The organism is Defluviitoga tunisiensis, assembly GCF_000953715.1.
Classification (GTDB): domain Bacteria; phylum Thermotogota; class Thermotogae; order Petrotogales; family Petrotogaceae; genus Defluviitoga; species Defluviitoga tunisiensis.
This window is the reverse complement of the sequence record NZ_LN824141.1, coordinates 562,412-587,764: the sequence shown is the minus strand read 5'-3', so window position 1 is coordinate 587,764 and position 25,353 is coordinate 562,412. Positions and strand designations below refer to the sequence as shown.

Annotated in this window: 29 protein-coding genes and 2 tRNA genes; 13 read left to right on the top strand and 18 right to left on the bottom strand. The window is 30.9% G+C overall.

The annotated features are described in order from the left end of the window. Window positions 1–85 precede the first annotated feature (85 nt). Window positions 86–1,498, top strand: coding sequence for a TldD/PmbA family protein (locus DTL3_RS02755; protein WP_052670301.1), 1,413 nt, complete (start codon window positions 86–88; stop codon window positions 1,496–1,498). After that, complete coding sequence (locus DTL3_RS02750; RefSeq protein ID WP_045087422.1) at window positions 1,498–2,832, top strand: TldD/PmbA family protein; 1,335 nt, start codon at window positions 1,498–1,500, stop codon at window positions 2,830–2,832. The genes DTL3_RS02755 and DTL3_RS02750 overlap by 1 nt, the downstream gene beginning before the upstream one ends. Before the next feature lie 38 nt (window positions 2,833–2,870). Here the strand turns inward: DTL3_RS02750 and rplT are convergent, their stop codons facing one another. The 7 genes from rplT to DTL3_RS02715 all read right to left on the bottom strand — a co-directional run bounded on the left by rplT (window position 2,871) and on the right by DTL3_RS02715 (window position 6,452). Further along, window positions 2,871–3,230: a 50S ribosomal protein L20 gene (gene rplT, locus DTL3_RS02745; RefSeq protein ID WP_045087421.1), complete on the bottom strand. Its 360-nt coding sequence runs from the start codon at window positions 3,228–3,230 to the stop codon at window positions 2,871–2,873. A 43-nt stretch (window positions 3,231–3,273) separates the two neighbouring features. After that, window positions 3,274–3,474: a large ribosomal subunit protein bL35 gene (locus DTL3_RS02740; RefSeq protein ID WP_045087420.1), complete on the bottom strand. Its 201-nt coding sequence runs from the start codon at window positions 3,472–3,474 to the stop codon at window positions 3,274–3,276. Window positions 3,475–3,761: 287 nt separating this feature from the next. Continuing rightward, the gene (gene infC, locus DTL3_RS02735) at window positions 3,762–4,271 is read right to left on the bottom strand and encodes a translation initiation factor IF-3 (protein ID WP_045087419.1); all 510 of its coding nucleotides are present in this window, start codon (window positions 4,269–4,271) and stop codon (window positions 3,762–3,764) included. Window positions 4,272–4,521: 250 nt separating this feature from the next. After that, a tRNA-Lys gene (locus tag DTL3_RS02730) sits at window positions 4,522–4,597 on the bottom strand. A 104-nt stretch (window positions 4,598–4,701) separates the two neighbouring features. Then, on the bottom strand, window positions 4,702–4,962 hold the full coding sequence (locus tag DTL3_RS02725) for an FmdB family zinc ribbon protein (protein WP_231854039.1): 261 nt from the start codon (window positions 4,960–4,962) through the stop codon (window positions 4,702–4,704). 114 nt (window positions 4,963–5,076) lie between these two features. Then, window positions 5,077–5,724, bottom strand: coding sequence for an N-glycosylase/DNA lyase (locus DTL3_RS02720; protein WP_045087417.1), 648 nt, complete (start codon window positions 5,722–5,724; stop codon window positions 5,077–5,079). An 11-nt stretch (window positions 5,725–5,735) separates the two neighbouring features. Further along, window positions 5,736–6,452, bottom strand: a complete 717-nt coding sequence (locus DTL3_RS02715; protein ID WP_045087416.1) for a hypothetical protein — start codon at window positions 6,450–6,452, stop codon at window positions 5,736–5,738. A 239-nt stretch (window positions 6,453–6,691) separates the two neighbouring features. On the opposite strand from DTL3_RS02715, the gene DTL3_RS02710 reads away from it, so the two are divergent. The 4 genes from DTL3_RS02710 (at window position 6,692) to DTL3_RS02695 (ending at window position 8,247) form a co-directional block, all read left to right on the top strand. Then, the gene (locus DTL3_RS02710; protein ID WP_045087415.1) at window positions 6,692–7,144 is read left to right on the top strand and encodes a hypothetical protein; all 453 of its coding nucleotides are present in this window, start codon (window positions 6,692–6,694) and stop codon (window positions 7,142–7,144) included. A gap of 14 nt (window positions 7,145–7,158) precedes the next feature. Continuing rightward, the gene (locus tag DTL3_RS02705) at window positions 7,159–7,551 is read left to right on the top strand and encodes a hypothetical protein (RefSeq protein ID WP_045087414.1); all 393 of its coding nucleotides are present in this window, start codon (window positions 7,159–7,161) and stop codon (window positions 7,549–7,551) included. A gap of 61 nt (window positions 7,552–7,612) precedes the next feature. Then, window positions 7,613–7,903, top strand: a complete 291-nt coding sequence (gene gatC / locus DTL3_RS02700) for an Asp-tRNA(Asn)/Glu-tRNA(Gln) amidotransferase subunit GatC (RefSeq protein WP_045087413.1) — start codon at window positions 7,613–7,615, stop codon at window positions 7,901–7,903. A 5-nt stretch (window positions 7,904–7,908) separates the two neighbouring features. After that, window positions 7,909–8,247, top strand: coding sequence for a YraN family protein (locus tag DTL3_RS02695; protein ID WP_045087412.1), 339 nt, complete (start codon window positions 7,909–7,911; stop codon window positions 8,245–8,247). 15 nt (window positions 8,248–8,262) lie between these two features. Here DTL3_RS02695 and DTL3_RS02690 read toward each other — a convergent pair. Continuing rightward, window positions 8,263–8,334 (bottom strand) — tRNA-Arg (locus DTL3_RS02690). A 96-nt stretch (window positions 8,335–8,430) separates the two neighbouring features. Between DTL3_RS02690 and DTL3_RS02685 the strand changes: the two genes are divergently transcribed. From DTL3_RS02685 to DTL3_RS02675, 3 genes are read left to right on the top strand one after another with little or no spacing between them, the layout of a single operon-like run. Then, complete coding sequence (locus DTL3_RS02685; RefSeq protein WP_045087411.1) at window positions 8,431–9,204, top strand: oxygen-binding di-iron domain-containing protein; 774 nt, start codon at window positions 8,431–8,433, stop codon at window positions 9,202–9,204. Further along, on the top strand, window positions 9,201–10,049 hold the full coding sequence (locus tag DTL3_RS02680; RefSeq protein ID WP_045087410.1) for a methyl-accepting chemotaxis protein: 849 nt from the start codon (window positions 9,201–9,203) through the stop codon (window positions 10,047–10,049). Before DTL3_RS02685 ends, DTL3_RS02680 begins: the two co-directional genes overlap by 4 nt. Window positions 10,050–10,084: 35 nt before the next feature. Then, complete coding sequence (locus DTL3_RS02675) at window positions 10,085–11,320, top strand: BaiN/RdsA family NAD(P)/FAD-dependent oxidoreductase (protein ID WP_045087409.1); 1,236 nt, start codon at window positions 10,085–10,087, stop codon at window positions 11,318–11,320. 51 nt (window positions 11,321–11,371) lie between these two features. Here DTL3_RS02675 and DTL3_RS02670 read toward each other — a convergent pair whose 3' ends face one another. Continuing rightward, the gene (locus DTL3_RS02670) at window positions 11,372–12,418 is read right to left on the bottom strand and encodes an NAD(P)H-dependent flavin oxidoreductase (RefSeq protein WP_231854038.1); all 1,047 of its coding nucleotides are present in this window, start codon (window positions 12,416–12,418) and stop codon (window positions 11,372–11,374) included. A 186-nt stretch (window positions 12,419–12,604) separates the two neighbouring features. Here DTL3_RS02670 and DTL3_RS02665 point away from each other — a divergent pair, with 186 nt between their 5' ends. Genes DTL3_RS02665 through nadD form a run of 3 tightly spaced genes read left to right on the top strand, consistent with a single transcriptional unit; the run spans window position 12,605 to window position 15,517 of the window. Continuing rightward, window positions 12,605–13,591, top strand: a complete 987-nt coding sequence (locus DTL3_RS02665) for a cation diffusion facilitator family transporter (RefSeq protein WP_052670297.1) — start codon at window positions 12,605–12,607, stop codon at window positions 13,589–13,591. Window positions 13,592–13,606: 15 nt separating this feature from the next. After that, entirely contained in the window at window positions 13,607–14,929 is a 1,323-nt protein-coding gene (gene obgE, locus DTL3_RS02660; protein ID WP_045087408.1) for a GTPase ObgE, read from the top strand. A 24-nt stretch (window positions 14,930–14,953) separates the two neighbouring features. Continuing rightward, window positions 14,954–15,517, top strand: coding sequence for a nicotinate (nicotinamide) nucleotide adenylyltransferase (gene nadD / locus DTL3_RS02655; protein ID WP_045087407.1), 564 nt, complete (start codon window positions 14,954–14,956; stop codon window positions 15,515–15,517). Between the two features lie 9 nt (window positions 15,518–15,526). On the opposite strand, the gene DTL3_RS02650 is transcribed toward nadD, so the two are convergent. Beyond that, window positions 15,527–15,715, bottom strand: a complete 189-nt coding sequence (locus DTL3_RS02650) for a hypothetical protein (protein WP_045087406.1) — start codon at window positions 15,713–15,715, stop codon at window positions 15,527–15,529. A 360-nt stretch (window positions 15,716–16,075) separates the two neighbouring features. Further along, on the bottom strand, window positions 16,076–16,693 hold the full coding sequence (locus DTL3_RS02645) for a cyclodeaminase/cyclohydrolase family protein (RefSeq protein ID WP_045087405.1): 618 nt from the start codon (window positions 16,691–16,693) through the stop codon (window positions 16,076–16,078). A 416-nt stretch (window positions 16,694–17,109) separates the two neighbouring features. On the opposite strand from DTL3_RS02645, the gene DTL3_RS02640 reads away from it, so the two are divergent. Next, complete coding sequence (locus DTL3_RS02640) at window positions 17,110–19,278, top strand: sodium-translocating pyrophosphatase (RefSeq protein WP_045088566.1); 2,169 nt, start codon at window positions 17,110–17,112, stop codon at window positions 19,276–19,278. A 58-nt stretch (window positions 19,279–19,336) separates the two neighbouring features. Here DTL3_RS02640 and fabG read toward each other — a convergent pair whose 3' ends face one another. From fabG to DTL3_RS02605, 7 genes are read right to left on the bottom strand one after another with little or no spacing between them, the layout of a single operon-like run. Further along, window positions 19,337–20,083: a 3-oxoacyl-[acyl-carrier-protein] reductase gene (fabG, locus tag DTL3_RS02635; RefSeq protein WP_045087404.1), complete on the bottom strand. Its 747-nt coding sequence runs from the start codon at window positions 20,081–20,083 to the stop codon at window positions 19,337–19,339. A gap of 22 nt (window positions 20,084–20,105) precedes the next feature. Continuing rightward, on the bottom strand, window positions 20,106–20,981 hold the full coding sequence (gene fabD / locus DTL3_RS02630; protein ID WP_045087403.1) for an ACP S-malonyltransferase: 876 nt from the start codon (window positions 20,979–20,981) through the stop codon (window positions 20,106–20,108). Window positions 20,982–20,995: 14 nt separating this feature from the next. Beyond that, window positions 20,996–21,913: a nitronate monooxygenase gene (locus tag DTL3_RS02625; protein WP_045087402.1), complete on the bottom strand. Its 918-nt coding sequence runs from the start codon at window positions 21,911–21,913 to the stop codon at window positions 20,996–20,998. A 14-nt stretch (window positions 21,914–21,927) separates the two neighbouring features. Then, on the bottom strand, window positions 21,928–22,356 hold the full coding sequence (gene fabZ, locus DTL3_RS02620) for a 3-hydroxyacyl-ACP dehydratase FabZ (RefSeq protein WP_045087401.1): 429 nt from the start codon (window positions 22,354–22,356) through the stop codon (window positions 21,928–21,930). A gap of 7 nt (window positions 22,357–22,363) precedes the next feature. Further along, window positions 22,364–23,215, bottom strand: coding sequence for a DegV family protein (locus DTL3_RS02615; protein WP_045087400.1), 852 nt, complete (start codon window positions 23,213–23,215; stop codon window positions 22,364–22,366). A 15-nt stretch (window positions 23,216–23,230) separates the two neighbouring features. Beyond that, window positions 23,231–24,463: a beta-ketoacyl-ACP synthase II gene (gene fabF / locus DTL3_RS02610; protein ID WP_045087399.1), complete on the bottom strand. Its 1,233-nt coding sequence runs from the start codon at window positions 24,461–24,463 to the stop codon at window positions 23,231–23,233. A gap of 16 nt (window positions 24,464–24,479) precedes the next feature. Continuing rightward, entirely contained in the window at window positions 24,480–25,124 is a 645-nt protein-coding gene (locus DTL3_RS02605; RefSeq protein ID WP_045087398.1) for a TetR/AcrR family transcriptional regulator, read from the bottom strand. Between the last annotated feature and the right edge of the window lie 229 nt (window positions 25,125–25,353).

Sequence of the window (25,353 nt, the reverse complement as noted above, 5' to 3'; positions counted from 1 at the left end):
TTTTATAAAAATTTTGAAATTTAGATATTTATATGTGTATAATTGTAAAGAGGGTTCTAATTAGAAATTTATAGGAGGGATTAAAGTGGAATTAAGCAAAGAACAGTACATAGAAATATTAAATCATTCTCTCTCTAGTGGGGGTGAATATTCAGAGATCTTTTTAGAAAACAGTTATGGAACAAATATTTTGTACGATAATGGAAAAATTGAAAAAGTCAATTTCTCTAGTAGTAGTGGGGCTAGTTTGAGAGTTGTATCCAAAGAAGAAACTATATTTGCTCACACAAACGAACCTACTTTTGAAAACCTTATGGATCTTGCAAAAACCTTGAAAAAAATAGCCTCAGAAAGATTCGATAATCGCGAAATATTAAAAGTTAAAGAATTAAAAGAGTGTGAAAAAAGAGATTTTTCCCCTTTTCAAATTCCTTTTGATCAAGTTGAAATAGATAAAAAGGTTGAAAAAGTTCTAAAAGGTGTTAATTTATTAAAAGATGCAGATAGTAGGATAAAACAAATTACAGTTTCATATTCAGATAGCAGCAGAAAAGTAAAAGTTATTAATTCAGAAGGAATTATAGCAGAAGATATTAGAAATTATCCTCGTTATGGAGTCACGGTTATAGGTGAAGATGAAGAAGGTAACCTATTTATGGGATATGCAGGAGACGCAGCAAATGCAGGATTTGAATTTTTCACAGATGAAATGATTAGAATAGTTGTAGAAGACGCTGTAAGACAAGTTATAGCACAGATTGAAGGAGAAGACGCTCCAGCAGGAGAATTTACAGTTGTAATTTCATCCGAAGCAGGAGGTACTATGATACACGAGGCATGTGGACATGGTATGGAGGCAGACTTAGTTTTATCAGGTTCTGTATATAGAGATAAGATTGGTCAAAAGATTGCATCTGAGAAAATTACAGTTGTAGATGACGGAACAATTATGAATAAAAGAGGTACTCTAAATTATGATGATGAAGGTACACCTACAAAAAGAACAGTATTAATTGATAAAGGTGTTTTAAAAGGATACATGCATTCAAAAATAACTGCTAAAAAGTTTTCTGCTGAACCAACAGGAAATGGGAGAAGGGAATCTTATATGGTTTTACCAATAGTTAGAATGAGAAATACCTTGATTTTACCTGGAGAGGATAATCCTGAAGATATTATAAAGTCCGTAGATTACGGTATTTTTGTAAGAAAAATGGGTGGAGGACAAGTAGACGTTATAAGCGGTGATTTTCAGTTTGGAATCAACGAAGGATATATTATAAAAAATGGTGAGATAACAAAACCAATTAGAGGAGCAAGTTTGGTTGGTAATGGTCTTAAAGTACTTGAAAGTATAGATATGGTTGGAAATGATCTTGGTTATGGGGTAGGTACGTGCGGAAAAGATGGTCAAGCAGCACCTGTTTCAGACGCTCAGCCAACCATTAGAATTCCAAAAATGGTTGTTGGGGGAATAGTTAAAGGAGGAAATGAATGATGAATAATATACAACAAATTTTAGAAAAGGCTTTATTACTTATAAAAAATAATGATTGTAAAGGTCAGATTAATGTTTTTTCTGTAGAGAATAAAAATGCTTCTTTTAGCAGTGGAAAACTCGAACAACTTTCTGAAGGAGAACAAGGATCTGTTGGAATTAAAATTATTAGTAAAGAAGGAAAAATAGCAACATCAACAACAAATATTTTATCGGAAAAAGGGATTAACCAAGCTGTAGAAAAGGCTATACAAATGGTTAAATATACTCAACCAGATGAAGCTCATGATGTTTCTGATGAAGAAGAATTTACTTATATTGATTGGGCTTTTGATGTAGATACCAAAAATATGAGCTTAAACGAAGTTATGGAATTAGCTCAAAACCTTGAACAGAAAGCAAAAAAAAGCGATCCAAGAATTAAATTTGTTCGTGGGGCAAGTTATGAAACCTCTCTTACAAGAATATATTTTGCAAATACCAACGGTTTATATAAAAATGCTTTGTTTACAAACGCAGGCGCTTCTATTAGTTTGGCTGCAATAGATGATCAGAATTCTGCTATGGGATTTGATTTTGAGGTGGCTCAAAGCGCCAGATTAATAGAAATAGATAGAATAGTAAGAAATTCTGTCGATTTGGCAATCTCTGGGTTAAGTGCAGAAGTATTAAGGTCCGGTAGATACGATATAATTCTAAGCCCAGTTGCAGCTGGAATGTTAATCTCAACGCTAACTACTCCTCTATCAGGAGAAAATGTATATAAGGGTAAATCGTTTTTAAAAGACCGTCTGGGAGAGAAAGTTGCAAATAACGTTGTAAACTTAATACACGATCCTATGAATGGTTCTGCGCCTCTCATAGCTTCTTTTGATAATGAAGGAACAAATACATCTCGCTTTAATATTATTGAAAACGGAGTTTTAAAGAGTTATTTACACAGTATTTATTCTGCAAATAAATTTAACACCAAACCAACAGGTAATTCATTTGCGTATATTGAGAGTCCTAATCCTTCTATAGGAACCATTAATATGCATCTTATATCTAATAAGACAAGAAAAGAAATCATAAATGTCCCGAAAGCTCTTTATGTTACAAATATAATGGGTTTACATACAGCGGATCCTATTTCAGGTAGATTTTCAGTTCAGATTAGTGGAAGAGTTATTGAAAATGGAGAATTTGTAGGTAGTTTTAGAGGAATGACTTTAGCAGGGACACTACAGGAATTATTAAACAATCTTGAGTCAGTTGGGTCGGATTTTAAATATTTCGGAAACGTAGCAGGCTCTACAACACTTATAAGGAATTTAAGTGTAGGTGGAAAATAAAAAAAGGGCGTGAAACGCCCTTTTTATATTAATTAATATTATTTGGTTGCAAGGGTTTGTTTTGCAATCTTCATATACTCGTTGAAACTATCAGGATCATTAATAGCAAGTTCTGAGAGCATTTTCCTGTTGATATTAATATTAGCTAACTTTAAGCCATGAATGAACTCGTTATATTTTAATCCCTGAGCCCGAGAGGCTGCATTTATTCTAGTAATCCACAGTTTTCTGTAATCACTTTTCTTCTGTTTTCTTCCGCTGTAAGCATATTGCCCTGATCTATAATATTGTTGTCTTGCAAGTTTGTATCTTCTGCTTAATGAACCCCTATACCCTTTTGCTGCTTTTAGGTACATTTTTCGCTTTTTTCGGGCATTTAGAGACCTTTTAACTCTCATTTGTATTCACTCCCTCTTCAACAAAGTCAAATTTTGTATGTAGTTAACCTTTTAATCCCAAAGCTTTTTCAACTTTTTTCTTTAGGGATTTTGGAACCTCAACTTCTTTAGTAAGTCTATTCATGTGTTTGCTTCTTTTTGAACCAGTGTTATGGCCAACATTATTTCTATGTCTTAGTATTTTACCGCTTTTTGTAACTTTAAATCTTTTTTTGGCAGAACTTTTTGTTTTTATTTTAGCCATGTAAAATTCCTCCTAAATTGGATTTATTTAGTCATTTTAGATTATAAAAACTTATGTTGTACTAAAGTTTTATATTAGTAAATAACAAAAAGTTATAAGGACTTGATTTAGTGTTTATAACGTAGTTTATAACCTTAAATTAAAAACTTTTTTAATAAAAATAACAATATATTCCAGTAAAGACACTGGGAAAGGGCTTTGCCCTTAACCCAATTATCTGATCAATAATTCTATAAAGTATATTAATATATTGTTATAGTAAAAAGGAAAATATTATTGATATTATTTTATTTTTTTGGATCTTTTGAAGGTTCTAAAATTATATCCATATCTTTACCTAACAACTTTGGCCCACGCGCTACAGTTGCTAAATCTGATGTTTGGGCTATAATTCTATTCAATAACTCGGTACCTTGTTCTTTAAACATAATATCTCTTCCCAAAAACATCACAACAACTCTAACTTTATAACCATCTTCTAGAAATTCTCTAATTTTCTTTAATTTAGTGTTGAAATCATGATCGTCGATCCTCAATCTAAACTTCATTTCTTTAACAACTTGCTTTTTTTGTTTTTTCTTAGCTTGTTTTTCCTTTTTTTCTTTTTCGTAAAGATACTTTCCGTAATCCATCATTCTAGCAACAGGAGGTCTCGCATTAGGGGCAACTAGAACCAAATCAAGTCCAGCTTCTTGAGCTAATTTTAAAGCTTCTTTTGTACTGACTTCTCCAATTTTGTTTCCATCTTGATCAATTAATAAAACTTTCTTGACTTTTATCTCTTCATTTTTAGCGATTTTATCGCTTATACAGTATCACCATCCTTTTAGATTTTACAACAATTTCTAATTTTTCCTTTTTACCATTCAATAAAAAAGGATGACATTTCTGTCACCCTTTTTTATTAGTTAATATAAAATTATGCTTTTTTACAAGCACTATAATATTTATAAATCTATTTTCTTTAACCCCTGTCGGCTTAATTGCCCGAGGTGGGAAGTGTCTAAAGGGTGACTTCCTCTTTATATAACTTAAATCTTTATTTTTTGGTGGGCCATGCGGGATTCGAACCCACGACCTACTGATTAAGAGTCAGTCGCTCTACCGACTGAGCTAATGGCCCTAGGCTCTAACCTATATTATACATGACACAGGCCGTTTTGTCAAGGTAAACGATGTTTAAAGCTCAAAATATACTTGCTTTAGCGTTATTTCTAGTTTATTATATTAATCTACAACATGTTCACAATTCATGCAATTATTATGAGAATTATTTTCTTCACTGCTTAAGTGATTATGTTCTTTTTTTGAATCTGTTATATAATAACCATCACCTTTAAAAATAACAGCAACTCTACTAAGAACCCTTTGAGCAGCTCCATTACAGAGTTCACAGTGAATTTCGGGATTTTCATTCATGGAGTGTAAAACAGTAAATTCGTGACCACACTTTTTACATTTATACCTGTACATTGGCAATGTCATCATCCTCCTAAGCTTTATTTACTATTGTAAGAACTATACTGTTTACAATTTATTTTTCTAATGAAAATAATACAAAACTTTTATGAATTTAATTATAATATGTGTGTTAACATTTTATTATTTGTCTATACTATTAGTTTCAAGGTACCACAGATAAAGATCTAATTTTCCCACAGGTTCTTTAACTTTTTCTGCAAAATCTTTAAGAATTTTTTCTAGCTTTAAGTAACTACTTTTGTTCCAACCCGGTTTTGGAAAGTCTTCAATAAGTTGATAAGTTTTCATAATTTTTAGAATATGCTTATCTAAAATGGCTACATCTTCAACTCCTGTATTTCTAAGGAAATGACTTGATTCTTTCCATCCGATGCCTTTAATTTTGTCAACAAGAAAAGTTCTTGCATTTACATAATGTTGCTGAATAAGGCTTTTTAAATCGCCTATAATCCATCTGTTTTCAATTATATATTTTGCTCTTGTATTTGGGAATCTGTGTCCTATTTTTTTTAATAAAGATACTAGTTGTTCTTCGGGGTATTCGGCAAAACCAACTTTTGTAATTAGCTTTTGAGCTTTAATTCCTCCTTTGGCTTTCCAATTTGCAGTTAAAATACAAAAACATAACTCACTATATAAATCTAGTTCATCTCCTTCTTCACCTAACTTCTTAAATTCTAGAAATCGTTGCTCTACTTTATCTTTTATGATTTTTTTTAGTTTTTCTACCTCTATTATTAAATTGTGTTCTGTCAATAACTTTTCCATTAAAAAACTCCTTACTTTGCATATTTATTGTGGGCTTTTTGATTTGTTTTATATATAATATAAAAGCCAACAGATATTAAAATAATGAATATAATTAACATACTTAAAAATTCAGGTTGACTCAATTCTGTGAAACTTTTAATTAAGGAGTTATTTCCAATAATGATCCCTGCATATTTTTCTAACAAATATATTATATAAAACGATAGTATAAATGCACCAAATAATACAGAAAGTACTGCAAGAATTATCTCATAGTTTTTTGCGAAAACGAAAGCTATTACAAAACCTAATATTAAAAAAATGATCCAAGGAATATATGAAATGGGGAAAGGAATATTTTTTAACCACTCGTTGTTGGTTGAAATAATTAATGTTCCTATAGAATATCCCGCTAAACCTCCTAATAAAAAGCCTCCAATGAAAAATCCTATCTTAAATAACTGATAAAATATAAATCCAAAAAGAACACTTAGAATTAAGTAAATAAAAAAAGAATAATCATAAAAATTGTTAATAAAATTACCAACAAACTCAATTTTTAATAAATACGGTATCAGGACAGAATAAGAAGCGTAAACCCCAATTAAAAATATGGATATTTTAGACGAGACTTTTGAAAAAAATAGAAGAAATATTGAAATAGGCAAAATAATATATATAGAATTAGTAAGTAAATAATAAAGATTTGCAAAGACATTGTTAAAATCAAAATCTTGAATATACATTACCTCAACCTCCCTTTGGTTAAAGATATAACTTCATTAAAAAATTAAAAAACTTGATTTTCGTTAAACATCATTTATAAAGTTTCTGATAATTATTCTCATATAATAAAGACAATAAAAATTTTCACTACACAAGTTACTTAGATATTTTAACACATACACATCAAAATAAATTGATTTGTTTATGATATAATAAATTAATGAAATTCATGGTCTTTTACTATTATGGAGGTATAAGGATGGGAAATCTAAAAATTCATGTCGATGAGGAGTTTATAAACAAGTTAATAGATAAGACAATTGAAGAAAAAGCGCAAATTCAAGGATTAAAAAATTTAAATGTACAATTAAGAGAAGATGGGATAAAATTTCAGATGGAATTAGAATTACTAGGAAAAACGACTACTCTTGAATCTCTTATCAAAATTCTAGAAAAGCCTGAAGATTTAGAACATGGGAAATTGAGGCTATTATTAAGCGGTAATGAAGGAGTTAGAAAAATATTAGAAGGCGTTTTCTTTATAATTTCAGAATATAGTGAGGCTTTTTCTGCAAAAGATTTTGAGATATTGATCGATTTTAGTAAAATGAGAATAAACCCAATTATAGATTCAATCTTAAAATCTATTAAAATAACTGAACTAATACTGAAAGAAGGCAGATTTGAATTATCTTTAGAACTAATGAAATAGGAGATAATATAATAATGGGTGAATTTATTTTTGAACTAGACGAGGATATGGCGAAAGATTTACTTATAAAAGTGTTAGCTACCAGCAAAATACCTTTCTTAAAAAACTTATTTAAGCATATTTCTTCTTTCAAATTTAAAGATAATAAAATTATATTAGATATTCTTTTATTTAGTTTCAATGTAAAGATCAAATCTTATCCAGAGACTATTTCAGGAGTTTATGTATTCGAGCATAACATTCCGGTTAAAATGCTAAAAGATCAAGAATTTCCAGAATTTGTAGAAATTGAAGATAACCTAATTTTAGTTAAGATACCTACTAACAATATATTGAAAAATATTCACATTAACGAGTTTAAAATTGAAAATGGGATTTTAAGAATAAAATTGGGTATTATAGACTAATTATTAAACCGGATCTTAATCAGTAATTATCACAAAACTTTTGAATAGGAGGTAATTTTTTGTGGAAATAGACGAGAAATTGTTAATTAGATTAGAAAAACTATCTAACATAGATTTAAAAGATAGTGAAAAGGAATTAATAAAAAATGATTTAAACGATTTATTAAAATACATGGAAATATTGGAAAATGTGGATACTGAAGGGATAGAAGAAATGGTATCACCAATTAAAGTAAACAGTTCTATTTTAAGACAGGATCAAGTTAAAAAATTTGAAAACATTGAAGATATAATAAAAAATTTCCCTGAAAGTAAAGATAACCTATTGAGGATACCAGGTATTCACATTTAGAAAAGATGAATACAAAAGGAAAAAAATATGAAGATATTGCAGCCAACGTTCTTAATATAAAGGGTTACAAAATAATTTCAAGGAACTTTTCGTGCAAACTCGGCGAAATAGATATAATTGCACTCAAAGGAGGAATCTTGCATTTTATAGAGGTTAAAGGTGGAAAAGATACCTTTGGAGATCCCGCATACCGAGTTAATTATAAAAAACTAGAAAAAATAATGAAGGTAGGAGATTTCTTCATTTCTATTAATAAACAACTTTCCTTTGAAGAGGTTCAAATTGATGTTATTTCAATTACCGATGATGGAAAAATAAATTATTATCCATCACAAAGATTATAAGGAAAAAATAAATAGTGCCCCTGGAAGGAGTCGAACCTTCATTTGCGGATTAGGAATCCGCCGTTCTATCCGTTGAACTACAGGGGCTATTCATGATTATTACAACTTTTATTATAACAAAATTTTTAATTTGTGTCAACAATTAATAAATCATATAAGTTCAGAATAAGGGGATGAATACTTATGTATAACGATACTCAGGTTCTATTTGATAATGGAGAACATAAATTTATTTTTTTAGGTTCTGAAAAGAAAGATATTGAAAGTATACCCACAAATCAATTTTTGATTATTCATAAAAACGAAGGGGTATTATTAGATCCCGGAGGAGTACATGTTTTTCCTAAAGTGCTAGCTAATGTAGTTGAGTTTATTGATTTGGATTCTATAAAATATGTATTTTATACTCATCAGGATCCTGATGTATCATCTGGTATAAGTTTGTGGGATAGTGTGTTAGATGCACGTTTTTATATTTCAAAACTTTGGGAAAGATTTTTACCGCACTTTGGTGTTTTTGATAATTCAAAAATGGTTGTAATAGAAGATAAAGGTGGAACAATAAGGTTTAGAGATGGGGTTGAATTAAAGATAATACCTGCGCATTTTTTACATTCTACTGGCAATTTTACTCTGTATGATCCTATATCTAAAATACTATTTTCTGGAGATATAGGAGTTTCTGTATTTCCAAAAAATGAAGAAAAACTCTATGTAGATAATTTTTCAAAACATATTAAATATATTGAAGATTTTCATAAAAGATACATGGCTTCAAATAAAGCTTGTAAAAAATGGGTAAATATTATTAATAATTATGAAATAGAACAAATGGCTCCTCAACATGGAGCTATATATGAGAAGAACGAATTTAAAGAGTTTTTAAAATGGTTTGATAACTTACAATGTGGGATTGATTTAATAGATAAAATATATGGATGGGATGAAAGAAAATGAATAATCATGAAAGATATAAAAAGACAATAAATAATTTATCCCAAAGTGTATATCATGAAAACCTATTGGTGTCCTTTGTTGATAGATTAGAAGAAGTATTGGGTGAAAGATTTAAGAAATCAAACGAGTCAACAAAAGTAGTAGGGGAAAATATTGTAAATTTAATAAGTAGTATAAAAAAATCTTCTGAAACATTGGAAAAAACAGTTAATAACGGAAATAACGAAATTGAGAGTATTTCAAAAAAAAATCAAGAAATAGTATCTAGATTAAGCTTTGTTGGGAAGGATTTTGATGAATTAGAGAAAAATGTTGAAAAATCATTGAAAACAGTAAGTAATATAATAGGCAGTTTTAAGGAGATAGATGAACTTACAAGTATCATAAAGAATGTAGCCAAGCAAACTAACATTTTATCAATAAACGCCTCTATTGAGGCTGCTAGAGCCGGAGAGCAAGGAAGAGGTTTCGCAGTAGTTGCAGAAGAAATAAAGAAACTTTCTTCAGAGACCAACAATGCATCAGACAAAATTTCAAATAAAGTTGCTAGAATTGAAAAAGAAGTTGAAGAAGTTAAGATTGTTATAGATAATTTAAATACAATATTTGAAATGATTACAGGGTCGATTGAAGATGCAATGAAAATGCTCAATGAGAATTTAGTTTTCATGAAAAAGATGACACAAGATTTATTAACAGAAAAAGAAAAGTTAAAATTTAATGTTGAAAACTTGGAAAATTCAAAGGTTGAGATTAATAGACTAATGATGGATATTAATTCTCTTCAAAAGGTTTTATATGCGATTTTGGAGATGCAAAATAAAATCAAAGAGATCAAAATATAGTAATTATATAATAAAGTTAGGAAAGAGGTTGTCCAATGATTACTATTATTGGTGGAGGACCTTCAGGATTAATGGCAGCAATGATAGCTTCGTGGAATGGAGCTGAAGTAAGAATAGTTGAGAGAAAAGGAAAATTAGGGAAAAAATTACTAGCAGCTAGTAATGGACGAGGAAACTTTTCTAATCTTAAATTAGATGAAACCCATTATTTTACTAATGATACATCTTTTGTAAAAAAAGTTCTTGACAGGTGTGGGATTTTTCAAACCTTGAGTGTTTTTGAAGAGATAGGGTTAATGGTTAAGAATTTTGATTCCAAATTATTTCCTTATACCGAAAGGTCAAAGGATATTTTGACATGTTTTATACATGAATTAGAAAATAACAATGTAGAAATTGTTCTTAACTATCAAATAAATGATATTGTATATTCAAACTCAAACAAATTATTTTATTTAAAGAGTGAATATAAAACCTTTGAATCAGAAAAGGTTATAGTTGCTACAGGCGGGATGTCTGCACCCCAATTTGGATCCAATGGAAGTATTTTTCAATCACTTTGTACTTTAGGTCATAGCCTGATAGAGTTAAAGCCCGGGCTAGTTCCCATTATTATAAACGATGATTTTTTTTCTGTGGATAATTTAGGGGCAAAATTATCAGGGACAGTTGTATTAGAAAATGCCCAGGGAATAGAAATGTCTAAAAAATATTTTGGAGAAATTATTTTTAAAAATGAAATGCTTACAGGAATTCCAATCTTCCAAATTAGTAATTTTGTTCATAGGTATTTAGATGAAAAGATTCCAATATATCTTCATATTGATCCTTTTCCTTCTTATACAGAAAATCAATTAGAAGAAATTATATTAAAAAAGATTAATCTTAGGCCCAAAAAACCAATTTATTTACTATTTACTAGCATGATCGATGAAAAGTTAATCCCTTCTTTTTTAAATAGTCTTGGAATTAATGATCTGATGGAACCTAGTGATTCTCTCAAGACAAGTAATATAGCGCTAATTGCAAACAGATTAAAATACTGGAAATTTGAAATCATCACTACAGCTGAATGGGAATCTTCACAAGTTAGTATAGGAGGAATTAATACTAAAGAGATAGAATCGCTCACTTTAGAATCCAAAATAATACCAGGATTATTTTTTGCAGGTGAAGTCATGGATGTTGCTGGTGAAAGTGGTGGATACAACTTACAGTGGGCTTGGTCGACAGGATATATTGCAGGAGAAAGTGCCTCCTCCCATAAGTAAGACAATACAATTAATATTGACATAAAGGTAGGATGAAAATATCATCCCACCTTATATGTCTTGAAATAAGTTATTAATTACTTCTTTAACTGAGGTAATCTTGTCTATTTTATATCCGTATTTTCCTACAAAAACAAAACCTTCATCTAAATTTCCTCTAGCAGCATTTAAAAGAGCTTGAGCTATACAATAAGGGGCATCTACAAAATTACAAGTTTTAATACAGTGAAAGTTGCAAATAAAAGGTTTTCTCTCTCCTTTTTCAACCTCTTCTAAGAACTTATTTTTGATAGCTCGTCCTGGAAGACCTACAGGGCTATCAATAATTATTATATCTTCTTCTTTTGCATCGATTAGAGCTTGTTTGAATTTAATATCTGCGTCACATTCATGTGTAGCAATAAAAGGAGTGCCTACTTGTATGCCACTGGCTCCTAACGAAAACATTTTTTTTACTTTTTCTGGGGAATTAATACCCCCTGCTGCAATAATAGGAATATCTTTGTTGTGCTCTTTTTTTAATTCTTCAGCAAATTTTACTACTTGTGGTAGTGTGTGTTCAAGTTGAACTTCTTCTTTTTGCAAATCTTCTTTTTTGTATCCTAAATGTCCTCCAGCATCTGGACCTTCAACAATTATGGCATCTGGAAGATATTTATAATGTTGCCACCATCTTTTAACGATTACTTGGGCAGCTTTCAAAGATGAAACAATGGGAACCAGTTTTGTCTTAGAATCTTTTTCTAAAAAAGAAGGTAAATTTAAAGGTAGTCCTGCACCTGAAATTATCAAATCAATTTCTTCCTTTATAGCTGTTTTTACCAGTTCTGCGTAATCGCTTAGTGCTACCATTATATTAACTCCAATTATCCCTTTTGTTTTTTCTTTTGTTTTTCTTATAATTTTCTTCAAACCTTCAATATTTGCTTCCTTTACATTTTTTACTTTATCGTTTTCAAGAAGTCCTATTCCTGCTGTTCCAATTATTCCAATTGCACCCTCGTTTGCAACTGCAGAAGCAAGGTTGTCTAAAGATATGCCTACAGACATTCCACCTTGAATTAACGGAATTTTGGGTATTAGTCCATCAATGTTCAATGTCTTTATAAAAACCAACTCCTTTTTCTCATTGTGAAATATTATTAATTATACCACAAAGATATTTTATGATGAAATTAATAAAAATAACAAATAAGCCTTATATTTTAATATAGATAAAATAAAAAATTAAGTACTTATGATATAATATATACCCGAATGTATACTAAAGGGAGGACATTTTTTATGGATCGTTCAAGCAAAAACTCCGATAGAGAACTTGCAATAAACGAATTACAAAATAGAGAACAAATGGCGATCAAGGCATCAATGATTGGTATGATTGTAAATGGAGCTCTTTCTTTTTTCAAAATCTTCATAGCGATTATTACAGGAAGCATCGCCATTTTAGCTGATGGAATTGATACTGCAACTGATATAATTACCTCTCTGCTTACATTGATTGCGTCAAAAATATCCAATAAACCTGCAGATGAAAGTCATCCATTTGGGCATGAACCTGCAGAAACAATAGTGACTAAAGTTCTGTCTTTAGTTATAATATATGCTGGAATACAGGTTTTAAAAAATGCAATTCAAAGCCTTATTATAGGCAATTATATGATTGAAAATGCCAAGTTAGTACTTTGGATATCTTTAATTTCTATTTTTACTAAATATGGTTTATATAAATACAAATATAGAGTAGGTAAGAGAATAAAAAGTTCCTCTTTTATTGCAGATGCTTTAAATATGAGAAATGATATATTAACTTCATTCTCGGTTTTTATAGGAATAATTTTTTATTTGCTTTTTGATATTACTTGGGTAGATCCTTTGGTAGCTATTATAGTTTCTATGTTTATATTTAGAGTAGGTATTAGGATGTTTATTGAAACGTCTGACGAGTTTATGGGTAGTTCTCGTGAATTAGGTGAAATTTATTCAAATATATTAGAGGCAACGAAGAAATTTGATAATGTTTTTAATCCTCATAAAATCAGGGTTAGAAAGGCAGGATATGTGTATTTTGTAGAAATGCACATTGAGGTTGATGAAAAAATGACAATCAGAGAGGCTAATGACATAGCTTCTCAGGTTGAAAAAGAAATAAAAAAAGTTAATCCGTACATAAAAGATGTGATAATACATGTAGAACCCTTAGGAAATAAAGAAAAAGAGGGTTACGGACTAGATGAAAAAAGTATTAAAAGAATTTTTGGTAATAAGTAAGCGGAGGTGTTTTTTTTGACAGGAGATTTTTTAGATGAAGCGATTATAAAAGTGGAAGGCGGAAAAGGTGGGGATGGTGCAATTAGTTTTAGAAGAGAAAAGTTTGTAGAAAGAGGTGGACCTGATGGAGGAGACGGAGGAAATGGCGGATCGGTCATTGTTAAGTCGACAATTAATAAAAATACATTAATAGATTTCAGATATAAAAAAATATACAAAGCAGAAAATGGTGAACATGGAAAAAATAAAAAACGAACTGGAAAATCTGGAAATAATATTATCATAGAAGTTCCAGTAGGAACATGTATTTATGATAGTAAGAGTGGTGAATTGATATCAGATTTAAAATATCCAGAACAATATATAGTTGTTGCTGCGGGCGGAAAAGGGGGGAAGGGAAATGCAAGGTTTGCTACCTCTACTTTGCAAGCACCTAGGGTTTCAGAAAAAGGAGTCCAAGGAGAATCTAAAACTTTGAAGTTAGTGTTAAAAATGGTTGCGGATGTAGGATTAGTCGGATATCCTAATGTTGGGAAATCAACATTAATATCAAAGATCTCAGCAGCCAAAGTTGAAATAGCTGACTATCCTTTTACCACAATAATACCAAATTTAGGTGTTGTAAAATATAAAGATGGAAATTCTTTTGTAGTTGCAGATATACCTGGTTTGATAGAAGGAGCTCACGATGGAAAAGGATTAGGAGATAAGTTTTTAAAACATATAGAAAGATGCTATGCAATAGTTCATCTTATTGATATATCAGGATTAGAAAGAAAAGACCCTGTTGACGATTATTATATTATTAGGAAAGAATTAGAAAAATTTTCTCCTTCTCTTTCTCAAAAAAAAGAAATTGTAGTTGCAAATAAAATAGATCTTTTAAGCCAGGAAGAGATTCAAAAAAGAGTAGCTGATTTTAAAAAAAGAACAAATAAAGAAATTATTCCTATTTCAGCGTATACAGGCGAAAATTTGGAATATCTTGTAAATAAAATGTGGGATTTAATAAAAGAAGAAAAGATAGAATATCTAAATATGTTATCTAAAAAGTTAAAAAAGCAGGAAAAACCTAAGATAAAGATAGAACCGATAAAATTCGAACCAGATTTCTACTTTAACATGAGTGTTATTAAATGGGAAGATGATACGTATGAAGTTATTGGAGACAGTGTAGACAAATTATTGTCTAGGTATGATATTTATCAAAAGGATTCTAGAATTTTGATTTTAAAAACTCTTGAAAAAAATGGTTTAAACAAATTACTTTTAAATGCTGGTGTAAAAGAAGGAGACACAGTATATATTGGTGACTTTGCATTTGAATATATTCCATAAAAATTAAAAATAAAAGGAGATTATATGATTATTTTATTTGGAGGAAGTTTTAATCCTCCACATGTGGGTCATAGAATTGTTGCAGAGTCAGCATATGATGAAATGAAACCTGAAGAATTTTTTATTTTACCTACTCCAAATCCTCCACATAAAAGTGCAACACAGCTTGTTAGCTTTGATAAAAGATATCATTGGTGTAAGAGGGTTTTTTGGGGAAGCTATTTTACTGTAAGTGATATAGAAGCTAAATTGCCAGTTCCCTCTTACACTTTTCAAACTTTGCAATTTTTTAGCAACTATTATAGTGATATCTGGCTATTAATAGGCGAAGATTCTCTAAGAGATTTTAAAAAATGGTATAAATGGGAAGAAATTTTAAATCTTGCAAGATTGCTAGTTTATCCACGCTTTTTTGATGAGAGTGGTTTTAAAAGTTCCAAGCTGGAGTTTGTGAGACTTTATTGCCCAATAATTGACATATCATCATCTTATGTAAGAGATCGCATTGAAAAAGGAAAAACAGTTAAAGGATATGTTGATGATAGTATTGTTGAAGATGTTGTTGCAACATATAAAAATGTCATTTGATATGAATATTTAAACAGTTTCGAACTCATTTAGTCTGTTCTCAATTTCTTGTAATTCTTTGTTGATTAATTCCCATTCCCTTTTTAAAGATTCATCATGTTCAAAAGGTCCCATATACTTAGCAATTGAATTCCTTTGGGCTTCTAGTATATGCTTCCTTTTTAACAATTCTTCTCTTATTTTTTCTTTTTCCTTCATTTCTAATTAACCTCCTTTTACTTAATTTTTTACTTACTTTAGAAATTCTAAAATTTGCAATTATATATATGTTTCGTATTTGATTTTTTTACAAAATACCTTCTACTTCTAATCCTCAATAAGTCTAAATTTTTTCAACTTTTTGATACTTTGTACCGAGGCAGAGGCGAAGGTCACACCCTTGAGCCATTATAAATCAGTTAAGTTCTTTTTTTCACATAAAACTTTACAAAAATAGCTCTTCTGTTGGTATTATAACTTTATCCATTATAAATTCAAAACTTAAGAATAAAGAGATAAAGTAGTATAATCGGTTCTTATTCTGTTTTTTTGACGCTAATTTATTATTTTAAATAAAAATCACAATTTAATTTTATCTAAAATTTTTACTTCTAAGATGCATGCTTCTATTTCCATATTTCTTATTTGTTTTTCCAGATCTGAGACAAAATCTTCGTCCATAATATTAGGAAGATTAATTTTTATATTATAAATACCACCCATAATGGCTGATTTAGCCATGATTACAGCAATTGCTGCATCACTTAATACTTGCTTGTTTCCCTTTTCAACTAGTACCTCTATTAATTCCATTACTTCTAGAGCATTCTTTGCAATTTTTAACGGAACCAATGTTGCTTTTTTGGTACTTTCTTGTATTGCTGTATTCCTAACTTTTTTTTCATCATCCGTATTACGAGGAAGCTTTAAGGCATTAATTACTTCATTAAATGCTTTTGCATCTTCTTCCATTTCTTCCAAAAATGTATCTCGATATTTTTCTAAAGTTTCATTTATTTTCTTTATTTCCTCTTCAACATCTTTATATTTTTTCTTTCCAATTGTAAGATTTGATACCATATTCCCCAAACTGGCTGCTAAAGCACCAGATAATGCAGATACACTTCCCCCACCAGGAGCTGGATCACTAGAAGATAATTTTTCTAAAAACGCTCTAATGGACATTTCTGATAACAACTAATATTCCCCCTTTTATGTAGTTTTTTATATATAAATTTAAAAACAATATTAATAAAATAACTTTCAGTTGTTTCAAACGTTGAATAACAGAATTATAAGAATTGAAAAAAATATTTTGATTATAATTTGTGCTTTATAGAATTGTACCAAATTTAAATGAAATTTCAATTCTATGAATTATAAAGAAAAACTGATATAATCAAATTTAATTAACTATAAATGCCTTTCATTTAATACTTTCATGAATGATTTTATTATAAAAATATGATATTATATAATGGAAGTTGTTTTTAAAGATAAAGCAAAGCCTTATACTTATATATTTATTTTTTTTAATATAAACATGTATTTAAAAACAAGTAAAAAATAGAACAAAGTTTTACCAATAATCTAATGGAGGTGACGCAGTGGGCATGTTTTGGGTTTTTGCAATAGTTCCGGTCGTTGCTTTAATCTTTGCATCTATTAATTATAAGCAAGTTGTGGCAATTGATGAAGGGACTGCTGAAATGAAGCATATAGCTGAAGCAATTAGAGTTGGAGCAGATGCCTTCGTGAACTATGAAACAAGGGTTATTTCTATTTATGCTATAGTTATTGCAATTATTTTGACTTTAGTTGTAGAGTGGTATGTGGGAGTTGCATTTTTAATTGGGGCTTTTATGAGTACTTTGGCAGGACGATTTGGTATGAAGATGGCTACACAGGCCAATGTACGTGTAAGTAACACAGCTAGAACAGAAAAGAGTATAGGAAAAGCTTTAAAGGTTGCTTTTCAAGGTGGTAGTGTAACAGGATTATCAGTGGCTGGATTTGGTCTTCTAGGACTATTTATAGTGTATATAGTATTCGGAAATTGGTTAAATCAGCTTGCTTTTGAGAATCTAACCCTCAAGGTTAACTGGTTAGGAATAAGTTATATTCCATTTACTATGACAGTATCAGGTTATTCTCTTGGATGTTCCATAATTGCTATGTTTCATAGGGTTGGAGGAGGAATTTATACTAAGGCAGCAGATATGGGAGCAGATTTAGTAGGAAAGACGGAATTAGATTTACCTGAAGATGACCCAAGAAACCCGGCTACTATTGCAGATAATGTTGGTGACAACGTTGGAGACATAGCAGGGCTTGGAGCAGATCTTTTAGAAAGTTATGTTGGCGCAATAATATCTTCAGTAATTCTCATTTTATATTCCTATTTTCTTCTTGGCTCAAATGCATTATCTTATGAATCTACGTTGAAACTTACTTTTTATCCGATATATTTTGTTTCTTTAGGATTAATATCTTCTATTTTAGGAATTCTATATGTAGTGGTGAAGAGAGTTTCTAACGATCCTCATAAAGAATTAAATATCTCATTAATGACCTCTGCATTTTTGACAATTATCACTACTTTTTTCCTTTCTATTTTTTATTTGAAAGGTATGCCTAGTAATGAGTTTCAAAGCTTAGGTTTTAAATTAGGCATTTATTCACCATGGATAGGTGCGGTTATAGGAATTATAGATGGTATTCTTATGGGCTTTGTTGCTGAATATTACACAAATGAAAAATATAAACCAACTAAAGAGTTATCTGAGTTTAGTAAAGGTGGACCAGCTATTATTATTACTAAGGGTTTGGCACTTGGAATGCAAAGTGTATTGGTCCCGATTTTTCTGTTAATGTTAGGAATACTTCTGTCTTTTGAAATTTCAGGATTATATGGTGTTGCTATGGCAGCTATTGGAATGCTTTCTTTTGTAGCAACTACTGTTTCTGTTGATTCTTATGGACCAATTGCAGATAATGCAGGTGGAATATGTGAGATGGCCAAATTGCCGCACGAGGTTAGAAAGATTACTGATGAACTAGATGCTGTAGGAAATACCACAGCTGCTATTGGAAAGGGTTTTGCTATAGGTTCAGCAGCATTGGCTGCATTAGCCCTTTTTGCGTCATATATATATGCTCAAGCAGGGATAGGCGACGCTGGAATTGGCCATTTAACATCAATAATGTTTTTAAATATAATTGATTCACGAACTCTTGCAGGTGCGCTTTTTGGCGCAGCTTTACCATACTTTTTTAGTGCATATTTGATAAATGCGGTGGTTAATTCTGCGAATAAGATTGTTGATGAAGTTAGACGACAGTTTAAAGAAATCCCAGGATTGGCCGAAGGAAAATCAAACCCTGACTATGAAAGATGTGTCAGAATAAGTAGTGAGGGTGCCTTAAGGCAAATGACTGTTCCAGCATTAATTTCTGTTCTAACTCCTATAATTGCCGGATTTCTCCTTGGACCAGATTTTGTTGGAGGAATATTAATTGGAACTACATTGAGTGCTGCTATGTTAGCAGTATTTACTGCAAATTCTGGTGGCGCTTGGGATAATGCTAAAAAAAGAATCGAAGCTGGAGAAATTGAAGGTGAAGCTAAAGGAACAGAGGCCCATAAGGCTGCAGTGGTTGGAGATACCGTTGGAGATCCTCTAAAAGATACAGTAGGACCATCATTAGATATTTTGATAAAAATAATGGCAGTTACTTCGGTTATAACTGTATCTATATTCAAGGTATTTCATTTATTTTAGAGATTAAAAAGTAAAATTCCGAGTACTTAATTAAGTACTCGGAATTTTGTTTTAGATTTTATATTCTTAAACCACCATCGATTCTTATTACTTGTCCTGTTATAAACGAAGAGTCATCACTAGCTAGAAATAAAGCAAGTTTTGCAATATCTTCCGGTTCACCCAATCTTTTTAAGCATGTATTTTCTATTACATATTTTATCAGATCTTCCTTTAAATCCTTTGTCATACCTGTTCGGACGAAGCCAGGTGCAATAGCATTAACTCGAATATTTTCTCCCCTCATTGTTAATTCTTTAGCCCAAGATTTTGTCATTCCTATTATTCCAGCTTTAGCTGCAGCGTAATTTGTTTGACCTATGTTTCCTTCGATTCCTACTACACTAGCCATATTTATTATATTACCATATTTCTGCCTTCTCATATATCTAGCTACTGTTTTAGTCATAACGAAAGTACCTTTTAAATTAACCTCTATAACTTTATCAAAATCTTCTTCTTTCATTATAACAAGAAAGTTATCTCTTGCTATTCCTGCATTATTAACTAAAATATCTATTTTATCTGTTTTTTCAAATATTTCATTTACTATTTGTGATACTAATTTTGCATCTGTAATGTCAGCTTTATAATAAAAGTATTTATCTTCAGGAAAATCTTTTATTTCATCGGAATCAATTAGAGGAACATCTTCTGTTGCTAAGGCAAAAACTGTTGCGCCTTCTTTTATGAAAAGTCTAGAAATTTCTTTACCGATGCCTCGAGAACCACCAGTTACAATTGCTACTTTTCCTTCCAATTTCAAAGGGTACACCCCCATTATTTGTTTAAAAGTTTACTAATTTTACATTTTTATTTATTTGTTTAATGAATTTGGTTAGTACCTGTGTTGGACCAATTTCTACAAATTCATCAACACCATTTTTAATACATTCTTCCACACATTCTATCCATCTCACAGGAGATGTTATTTGTTTAATTATATTTTCTTTAATAACCTCAGGATCCGTTTCAAATTTTGCACTCACATTTTGGACTATTGGGATTTTTGGATTATTAAAGGTTAATGTTTCAATTTTTTTCCTTAGTCGGTCTTCTGCTTCTTTTAAAAACTTAGAATGAAAAGGTCCGCTAACATTTAAAGGGATGACTTTTTTTGCTCCATTTTCTTTCAATTTTTCCATTGATATTAAAAGTTCCTCCATTTCTCCACTAATTACTATTTGAGCAGGAGAATTGTAATTAGCAATTTGGACGTTTGGATAGTTTTTTAAAACTCTTTCAATCTCTGATAAATCCAAACCTAAAATTGCTGCCATACCACCTTTTCCAGGTTCAATCGCTTCACTCATATACAGTCCTCTATAATATACAGCTTCAACTGCATCTTCAAAACTTATTACTTCTGCAGCTAATATTGCAGTCCATTCCCCTAAGGAATGCCCCGCTACAACATCAGGAATTATTCCTTGACTTAGTGCGTAAAGATATTTCATGTAACTTATGGTGAGTATTGCTACTTGAGCATTTTGGGTTAGGGTTAATTCTTTTTCGTCGTCACCAAAAATTATTTGTTTAATATCAATACCTATTTTTTCTTTTACTTTATCGAAGTAAATATTGTATTCGGGTTTGAGCTCCAGAATGTCTTTTCCCATTCCTAAAAATTGTGAACCTTGTCCAGTAAAGACAAAACAGCGCATTTTTTCACCCCCTGCTAATGTTGTTCCAGGTAAAAAACTATCTCATCGATGACTTCTTTGACACTTTTAATTTCATTTATCAAGCCAGCAGATTGCCCTGCCATAAAAGATCCGCTTTCCTCATCTCCATACAGAAAGGCTCTTTTTAAACTTCCTACGAGAGCTTCTTCAGCCTCTTCAGGTGAAGATGATTCTAATTTTGCAATTTTTTTACCAAATGGAGTTTTTATAATTCTGGCGGGATTGCCAAATTTTAATCCTGTAACTATGGTGTCTCTTATCCCAGCCTCAATAATTTTTCTTTTATAATTTTCATGTGCTTCACATTCATATGTAGCGATAAATCTAGTGCCCATTTGGATTGCTTCAGCCCCAAGAGCAAAAGCTGCTAAGGCACCTCTTCCTTCTGCAATACCTCCTGCTGCAATTACTGGAACTTTTAGCAGACTTTTAAGTTTTGGTATTAATACCATCGTTGTAACGTCTCCAATGTGTCCACCACTTTCCATTCCTTCTCCAATTATTGCATCGACACCAGCATTTTCTAACCTTAGAGCAAGATTTTCTGAAGAAACAACAGCTAGCGTTGTAATGCCATTTTGCTTAAGTTTTGTGATATATTTACTAGAATTCCCAGCTCCTAATACTACTACAGGTACTTTTTCTTCAATTAGTAAATCAATTACTTCATCAATGTGGGGATTAAGCATTATTACATTTACAGCATAAGGTTTATCAGTTAATTGCTTTATGGTTTCTATTTGTTTTTTTAATATTGATGCTTCCATATTTCCAGATCCAATTGTACCTAGACCACCAGCATTAGAGACACAAGCAGCTAATTTGGCTGTCCCTACCCATGCCATTCCGCCTTCTAGAATAGGGTATTTAATTTTTAAAAGTTTAGTAACTCGATTGTTTGATAAGTCCAATTCAGCACCTCCGGCTAACTTTTTTTGATTCCCACCATAATTTCCGCTTGCGCACAAATTACGTTTTCTACGAAAGCAGTTCCTTTCAATTTATAAATATTAGCTTTTTTTTGTAAAACATCTAATTCATAAATTAATTTATCTCCAGGTCTTACCTCTTTTTTAAATCTTGCTTTATCAATTCCAGCAAATAGTGGGATTAACCCTTCTTTTTGATCATCTTGTTGGTTTAAAAGAAGTAAACCAGCTGTTTGAGCCATTCCTTCAATAATCAAAACGCCAGGCATAATGGGATAATCTGGGAAATGGCCTTGGAAGAAAGGTTCATTTATACTTACATTTTTAAAAGCTTTTATGCTATTATCACTAAATTCGATAACCCCATCAACAAGTAAAAAAGGGTATCTATGTGGCAAAATTTTTAGTATTGTATCAATATTCATAGAATAATCACTCCCAAGTGGTTATAATTCCACCAGATTCTGGGCCCAAGTGCATTCCAATTATGATATCCATAGGTTCAAAAATTATTTTTTCTCTAGGAATACCTAGTTTTACTACTTCATCCAGTAAATCTCCACCGACTTTTAAACTTCCAGTATGTACTACAGCAATATTTTTTAAATCACCATTTCCTTTTTCTTGCATAGCTGCAGTTGTTATTTCTTTGATAACTTTGTTATATCCTCTTATTCTTTTAACAGGAATAATCTCACCTTCTGCAAGTTGAAGTAAAGGTTTAACGTTTAGCATACTTCCTAAAAAAGCAGAAGCTTTTCCTATTCTTCCTCCTTTATATAAATAGTTTAAGTCACCAACAGTGAAATAAACATTTACTTTCTCATGGAAGTGCTCAGTAAAATTAATAAGTTCGTCAAGTTCATAATTTCCGGAATCTATAAGTTTTTTTAACTCTAAGACCAGAAATCCTAATCCCCAAGTCGTTTCGTAGCCTTCTACTACATGGATTCTTTCTTCATTTACACTTTTAGCTGCTAATAATGCTGCATTATAAGTTCCACTTAACTTCGCTGGTATATGAACTGAAATTAATTCATCGTATTTTTTTAGCATTTCTTTGTAAACATTTTCAAAGTCTTGCGTGGATGGTTGAGAAGTTGCAGGAATATAATTGCTTTGTTTCAAACTATCGTAAAAATCTTCTACGTCAATATCTACAGCTCTTACAAATTTATTTTGTTGCTTTACGTAAAGGGATACACAACCTATATCCATTTCTTTTAATGTTTTTAAATCGATGTCACAGGTATTATCAGTAACTAATCCTATTTTTTTAGACATAGTTAGCTTCCTCCTTTAATATTTGACGAAAATGATAGAGGCATTATGGCCTCCAAAACCAAAAGAATTTTTCAAAACTCTGTTAATTTTAACACTTTTTGTTTCTTTTGGTATGTTAAGATTTATCATTTCTTCGTCAGGGTTATCTAAATTGGGCATTCCATGAATAAAATTATGTTGAGTCTCCAAAATAGCTGCAATTAATTCAATAGCTCCCGCAGCTCCTAAAGTGTGACCTAGTAGTGTCTTAGTAGACTGGATGAAAGGTCTAGAAATTTGCTGCCCAAATATACTTTTTAACGCTCTTATTTCAGATGTGTCTCCTACAGGGGTACTTGTTGCATGGCAATTAACTAAATCTATGTCTGAAGGATTTAAATTAGCCATTTCTAGAGCCCTTTTTATGGCCCTAGCAGCTCCTTCACCATTTGGTTCTGATTGACTTATATGGTATGCATCCCCAGTCATTCCAAAGCCTTCTATGTAACCATAAATTTTTGCTCCTCGTGCCTTTGCATGCTCTTCAGATTCTAGAATTAAAATACCTGCACCTTCACCCATAACAAAGCCATCTCTATCTTTATCAAAGGGACGTGAAGCTTTTTTTGGTTCATCATTTCTTTGCGAAAGTGCCATCATATTTGCAAAAGCTGCAATAGGCATAGGATCGATGACTGCTTCTGAACCACCAGTCACACAAATATCAATTTCTCCGCTTTGTATAAGAATTACAGAAGTTATTAAGGAATGAATTGAAGAAGCACATGCACTAACGGTAGAAAAATTAGGACCTTTTAAGCCGTAATGTATTGCAACAACCCCACTGGCCATATCTGCTATCATCATGGGAATTAAGAAAGGACTGACAAATTTTGGACCTTTTTCATTCATTACAAGAAACTCTCTATATAATGTCTTGAACCCCCCTATTCCCGAACCTATAACAACACCTGCATTTTCACGCCATTTTTGTTCTTCAAATAAACCTGCATCTTTTATTGCTTCATCTGCTGCCGCTATAGCCAGCTGTAGGAATCTATCGTATCTTTTCGCTGTTCTTTTATCAAGGTATTGTTCTGGGTCAAAATTGTTAATTTCTGCACCAATTTTTACTTTCTGATCAGATGTATCAAATTGAGTGATATAGTCTATTCCAATAGCCATTTCTTTTAAAGATTCAACAAATTCATTAGTATTCATTGCAATAGGATTTACTGTTCCAATACCAGTTACAACAACTTTAGTCATAATCTACCTCCTAAGATTAATATGATTTCTGTGCTGATAACATTCTCTGAGTAACTTCTATGTAATAGTCAAATATTTGACCTGGGTTCAAGGCAGTCCATTTTTTGTATAAATCTCTTCTAAGACTAACTTGCTGAACTAGCCCGGTTATTTCAGCCCATAATACAATAGATATTTTTGTTGTATCTAAATTTTTATCAATAGAACCATCATTTTTACCTTCTGTAACTGACGAAACCAATAAATTAAATATTTCTTCGCTTTTTTCGTAGGCCTTTTTAACGTTTGGATCTGATTCATCAAATTTTGTTTCTTGTGTTTCGTAATCCAAAATGAGTCGATAATAATTTTCATAGTTAATACTAAAATTCACATATGTTTTTCCCATAGATACAACTTTTTCAAAGCCATTTTTACAGTTATTAATTCCTTCATCTATCAATTCTTTAAGAGTTCTAAGAGCTCGCTCAACAGATGTAAAATAGAGATCTTTTTTACTTGAAAAATACAGGTATAAAGTACCTTTTGCTAACTTAGATTTCTTAGCTATCTCGGTCATTGTAGTATTTTGATAACCTTTTTGTATAAATAGTTTCTCCGCAGCATCCATTATCAAGTTTTTCTTTTTTTCTTTTTTATTATCAATTTTATTATATTTCACTATTATTCACCCTTATAAAATAAAAAATGACCGTCGGTCATTATTCTTTGAAGAAATTATATCATAAATATGAGAATATATCAAGTATTACTATAAAGTTCAATAAGCATGATTAAAAGTAGCATATAAAGTATTTGTATTTGATTAATGAAGGTGATTAAATTTAAATAAAAGTATCTGTGCTATAATTATCCTTATAAAGGATTTTCAAAATTTTTTTTGAATTTAT

Excerpts from the sequence above, each read along its gene's own strand:
- DTL3_RS02640 (WP_045088566.1), top strand. The coding sequence starts at position 17,110 with ATGTTTTGGGTTTTTGCAATAGTTCCGGTCGTTGCTTTAATCTTTGCA.
- nadD (WP_045087407.1), top strand. The coding sequence starts at position 14,954 with ATGATTATTTTATTTGGAGGAAGTTTTAATCCTCCACATGTGGGTCAT.
- DTL3_RS02685 (WP_045087411.1), top strand. The coding sequence starts at position 8,431 with ATGTATAACGATACTCAGGTTCTATTTGATAATGGAGAACATAAATTT.
- DTL3_RS02720 (WP_045087417.1), bottom strand. The coding sequence starts at position 5,724 with ATGGAAAAGTTATTGACAGAACACAATTTAATAATAGAGGTAGAAAAA.
- rplT (WP_045087421.1), bottom strand. The coding sequence starts at position 3,230 with ATGAGAGTTAAAAGGTCTCTAAATGCCCGAAAAAAGCGAAAAATGTAC.
- DTL3_RS02695 (WP_045087412.1), top strand. The coding sequence starts at position 7,909 with ATGAATACAAAAGGAAAAAAATATGAAGATATTGCAGCCAACGTTCTT.
- DTL3_RS02665 (WP_052670297.1), top strand. The coding sequence starts at position 12,605 with ATGGATCGTTCAAGCAAAAACTCCGATAGAGAACTTGCAATAAACGAA.
- DTL3_RS02675 (WP_045087409.1), top strand. The coding sequence starts at position 10,085 with ATGATTACTATTATTGGTGGAGGACCTTCAGGATTAATGGCAGCAATG.
- fabD (WP_045087403.1), bottom strand. The coding sequence starts at position 20,981 with ATGCGCTGTTTTGTCTTTACTGGACAAGGTTCACAATTTTTAGGAATG.
- DTL3_RS02650 (WP_045087406.1), bottom strand. The coding sequence starts at position 15,715 with ATGAAGGAAAAAGAAAAAATAAGAGAAGAATTGTTAAAAAGGAAGCAT.
- DTL3_RS02680 (WP_045087410.1), top strand. The coding sequence starts at position 9,201 with ATGAATAATCATGAAAGATATAAAAAGACAATAAATAATTTATCCCAA.
- DTL3_RS02725 (WP_231854039.1), bottom strand. The coding sequence starts at position 4,962 with ATGATGACATTGCCAATGTACAGGTATAAATGTAAAAAGTGTGGTCAC.
- DTL3_RS02740 (WP_045087420.1), bottom strand. The coding sequence starts at position 3,474 with ATGGCTAAAATAAAAACAAAAAGTTCTGCCAAAAAAAGATTTAAAGTT.
- DTL3_RS02705 (WP_045087414.1), top strand. The coding sequence starts at position 7,159 with ATGGGTGAATTTATTTTTGAACTAGACGAGGATATGGCGAAAGATTTA.
- fabZ (WP_045087401.1), bottom strand. The coding sequence starts at position 22,356 with ATGAATATTGATACAATACTAAAAATTTTGCCACATAGATACCCTTTT.
- DTL3_RS02615 (WP_045087400.1), bottom strand. The coding sequence starts at position 23,215 with ATGTCTAAAAAAATAGGATTAGTTACTGATAATACCTGTGACATCGAT.
- DTL3_RS02710 (WP_045087415.1), top strand. The coding sequence starts at position 6,692 with ATGGGAAATCTAAAAATTCATGTCGATGAGGAGTTTATAAACAAGTTA.
- fabF (WP_045087399.1), bottom strand. The coding sequence starts at position 24,463 with ATGACTAAAGTTGTTGTAACTGGTATTGGAACAGTAAATCCTATTGCA.
- DTL3_RS02715 (WP_045087416.1), bottom strand. The coding sequence starts at position 6,452 with ATGTATATTCAAGATTTTGATTTTAACAATGTCTTTGCAAATCTTTAT.
- DTL3_RS02750 (WP_045087422.1), top strand. The coding sequence starts at position 1,498 with ATGAATAATATACAACAAATTTTAGAAAAGGCTTTATTACTTATAAAA.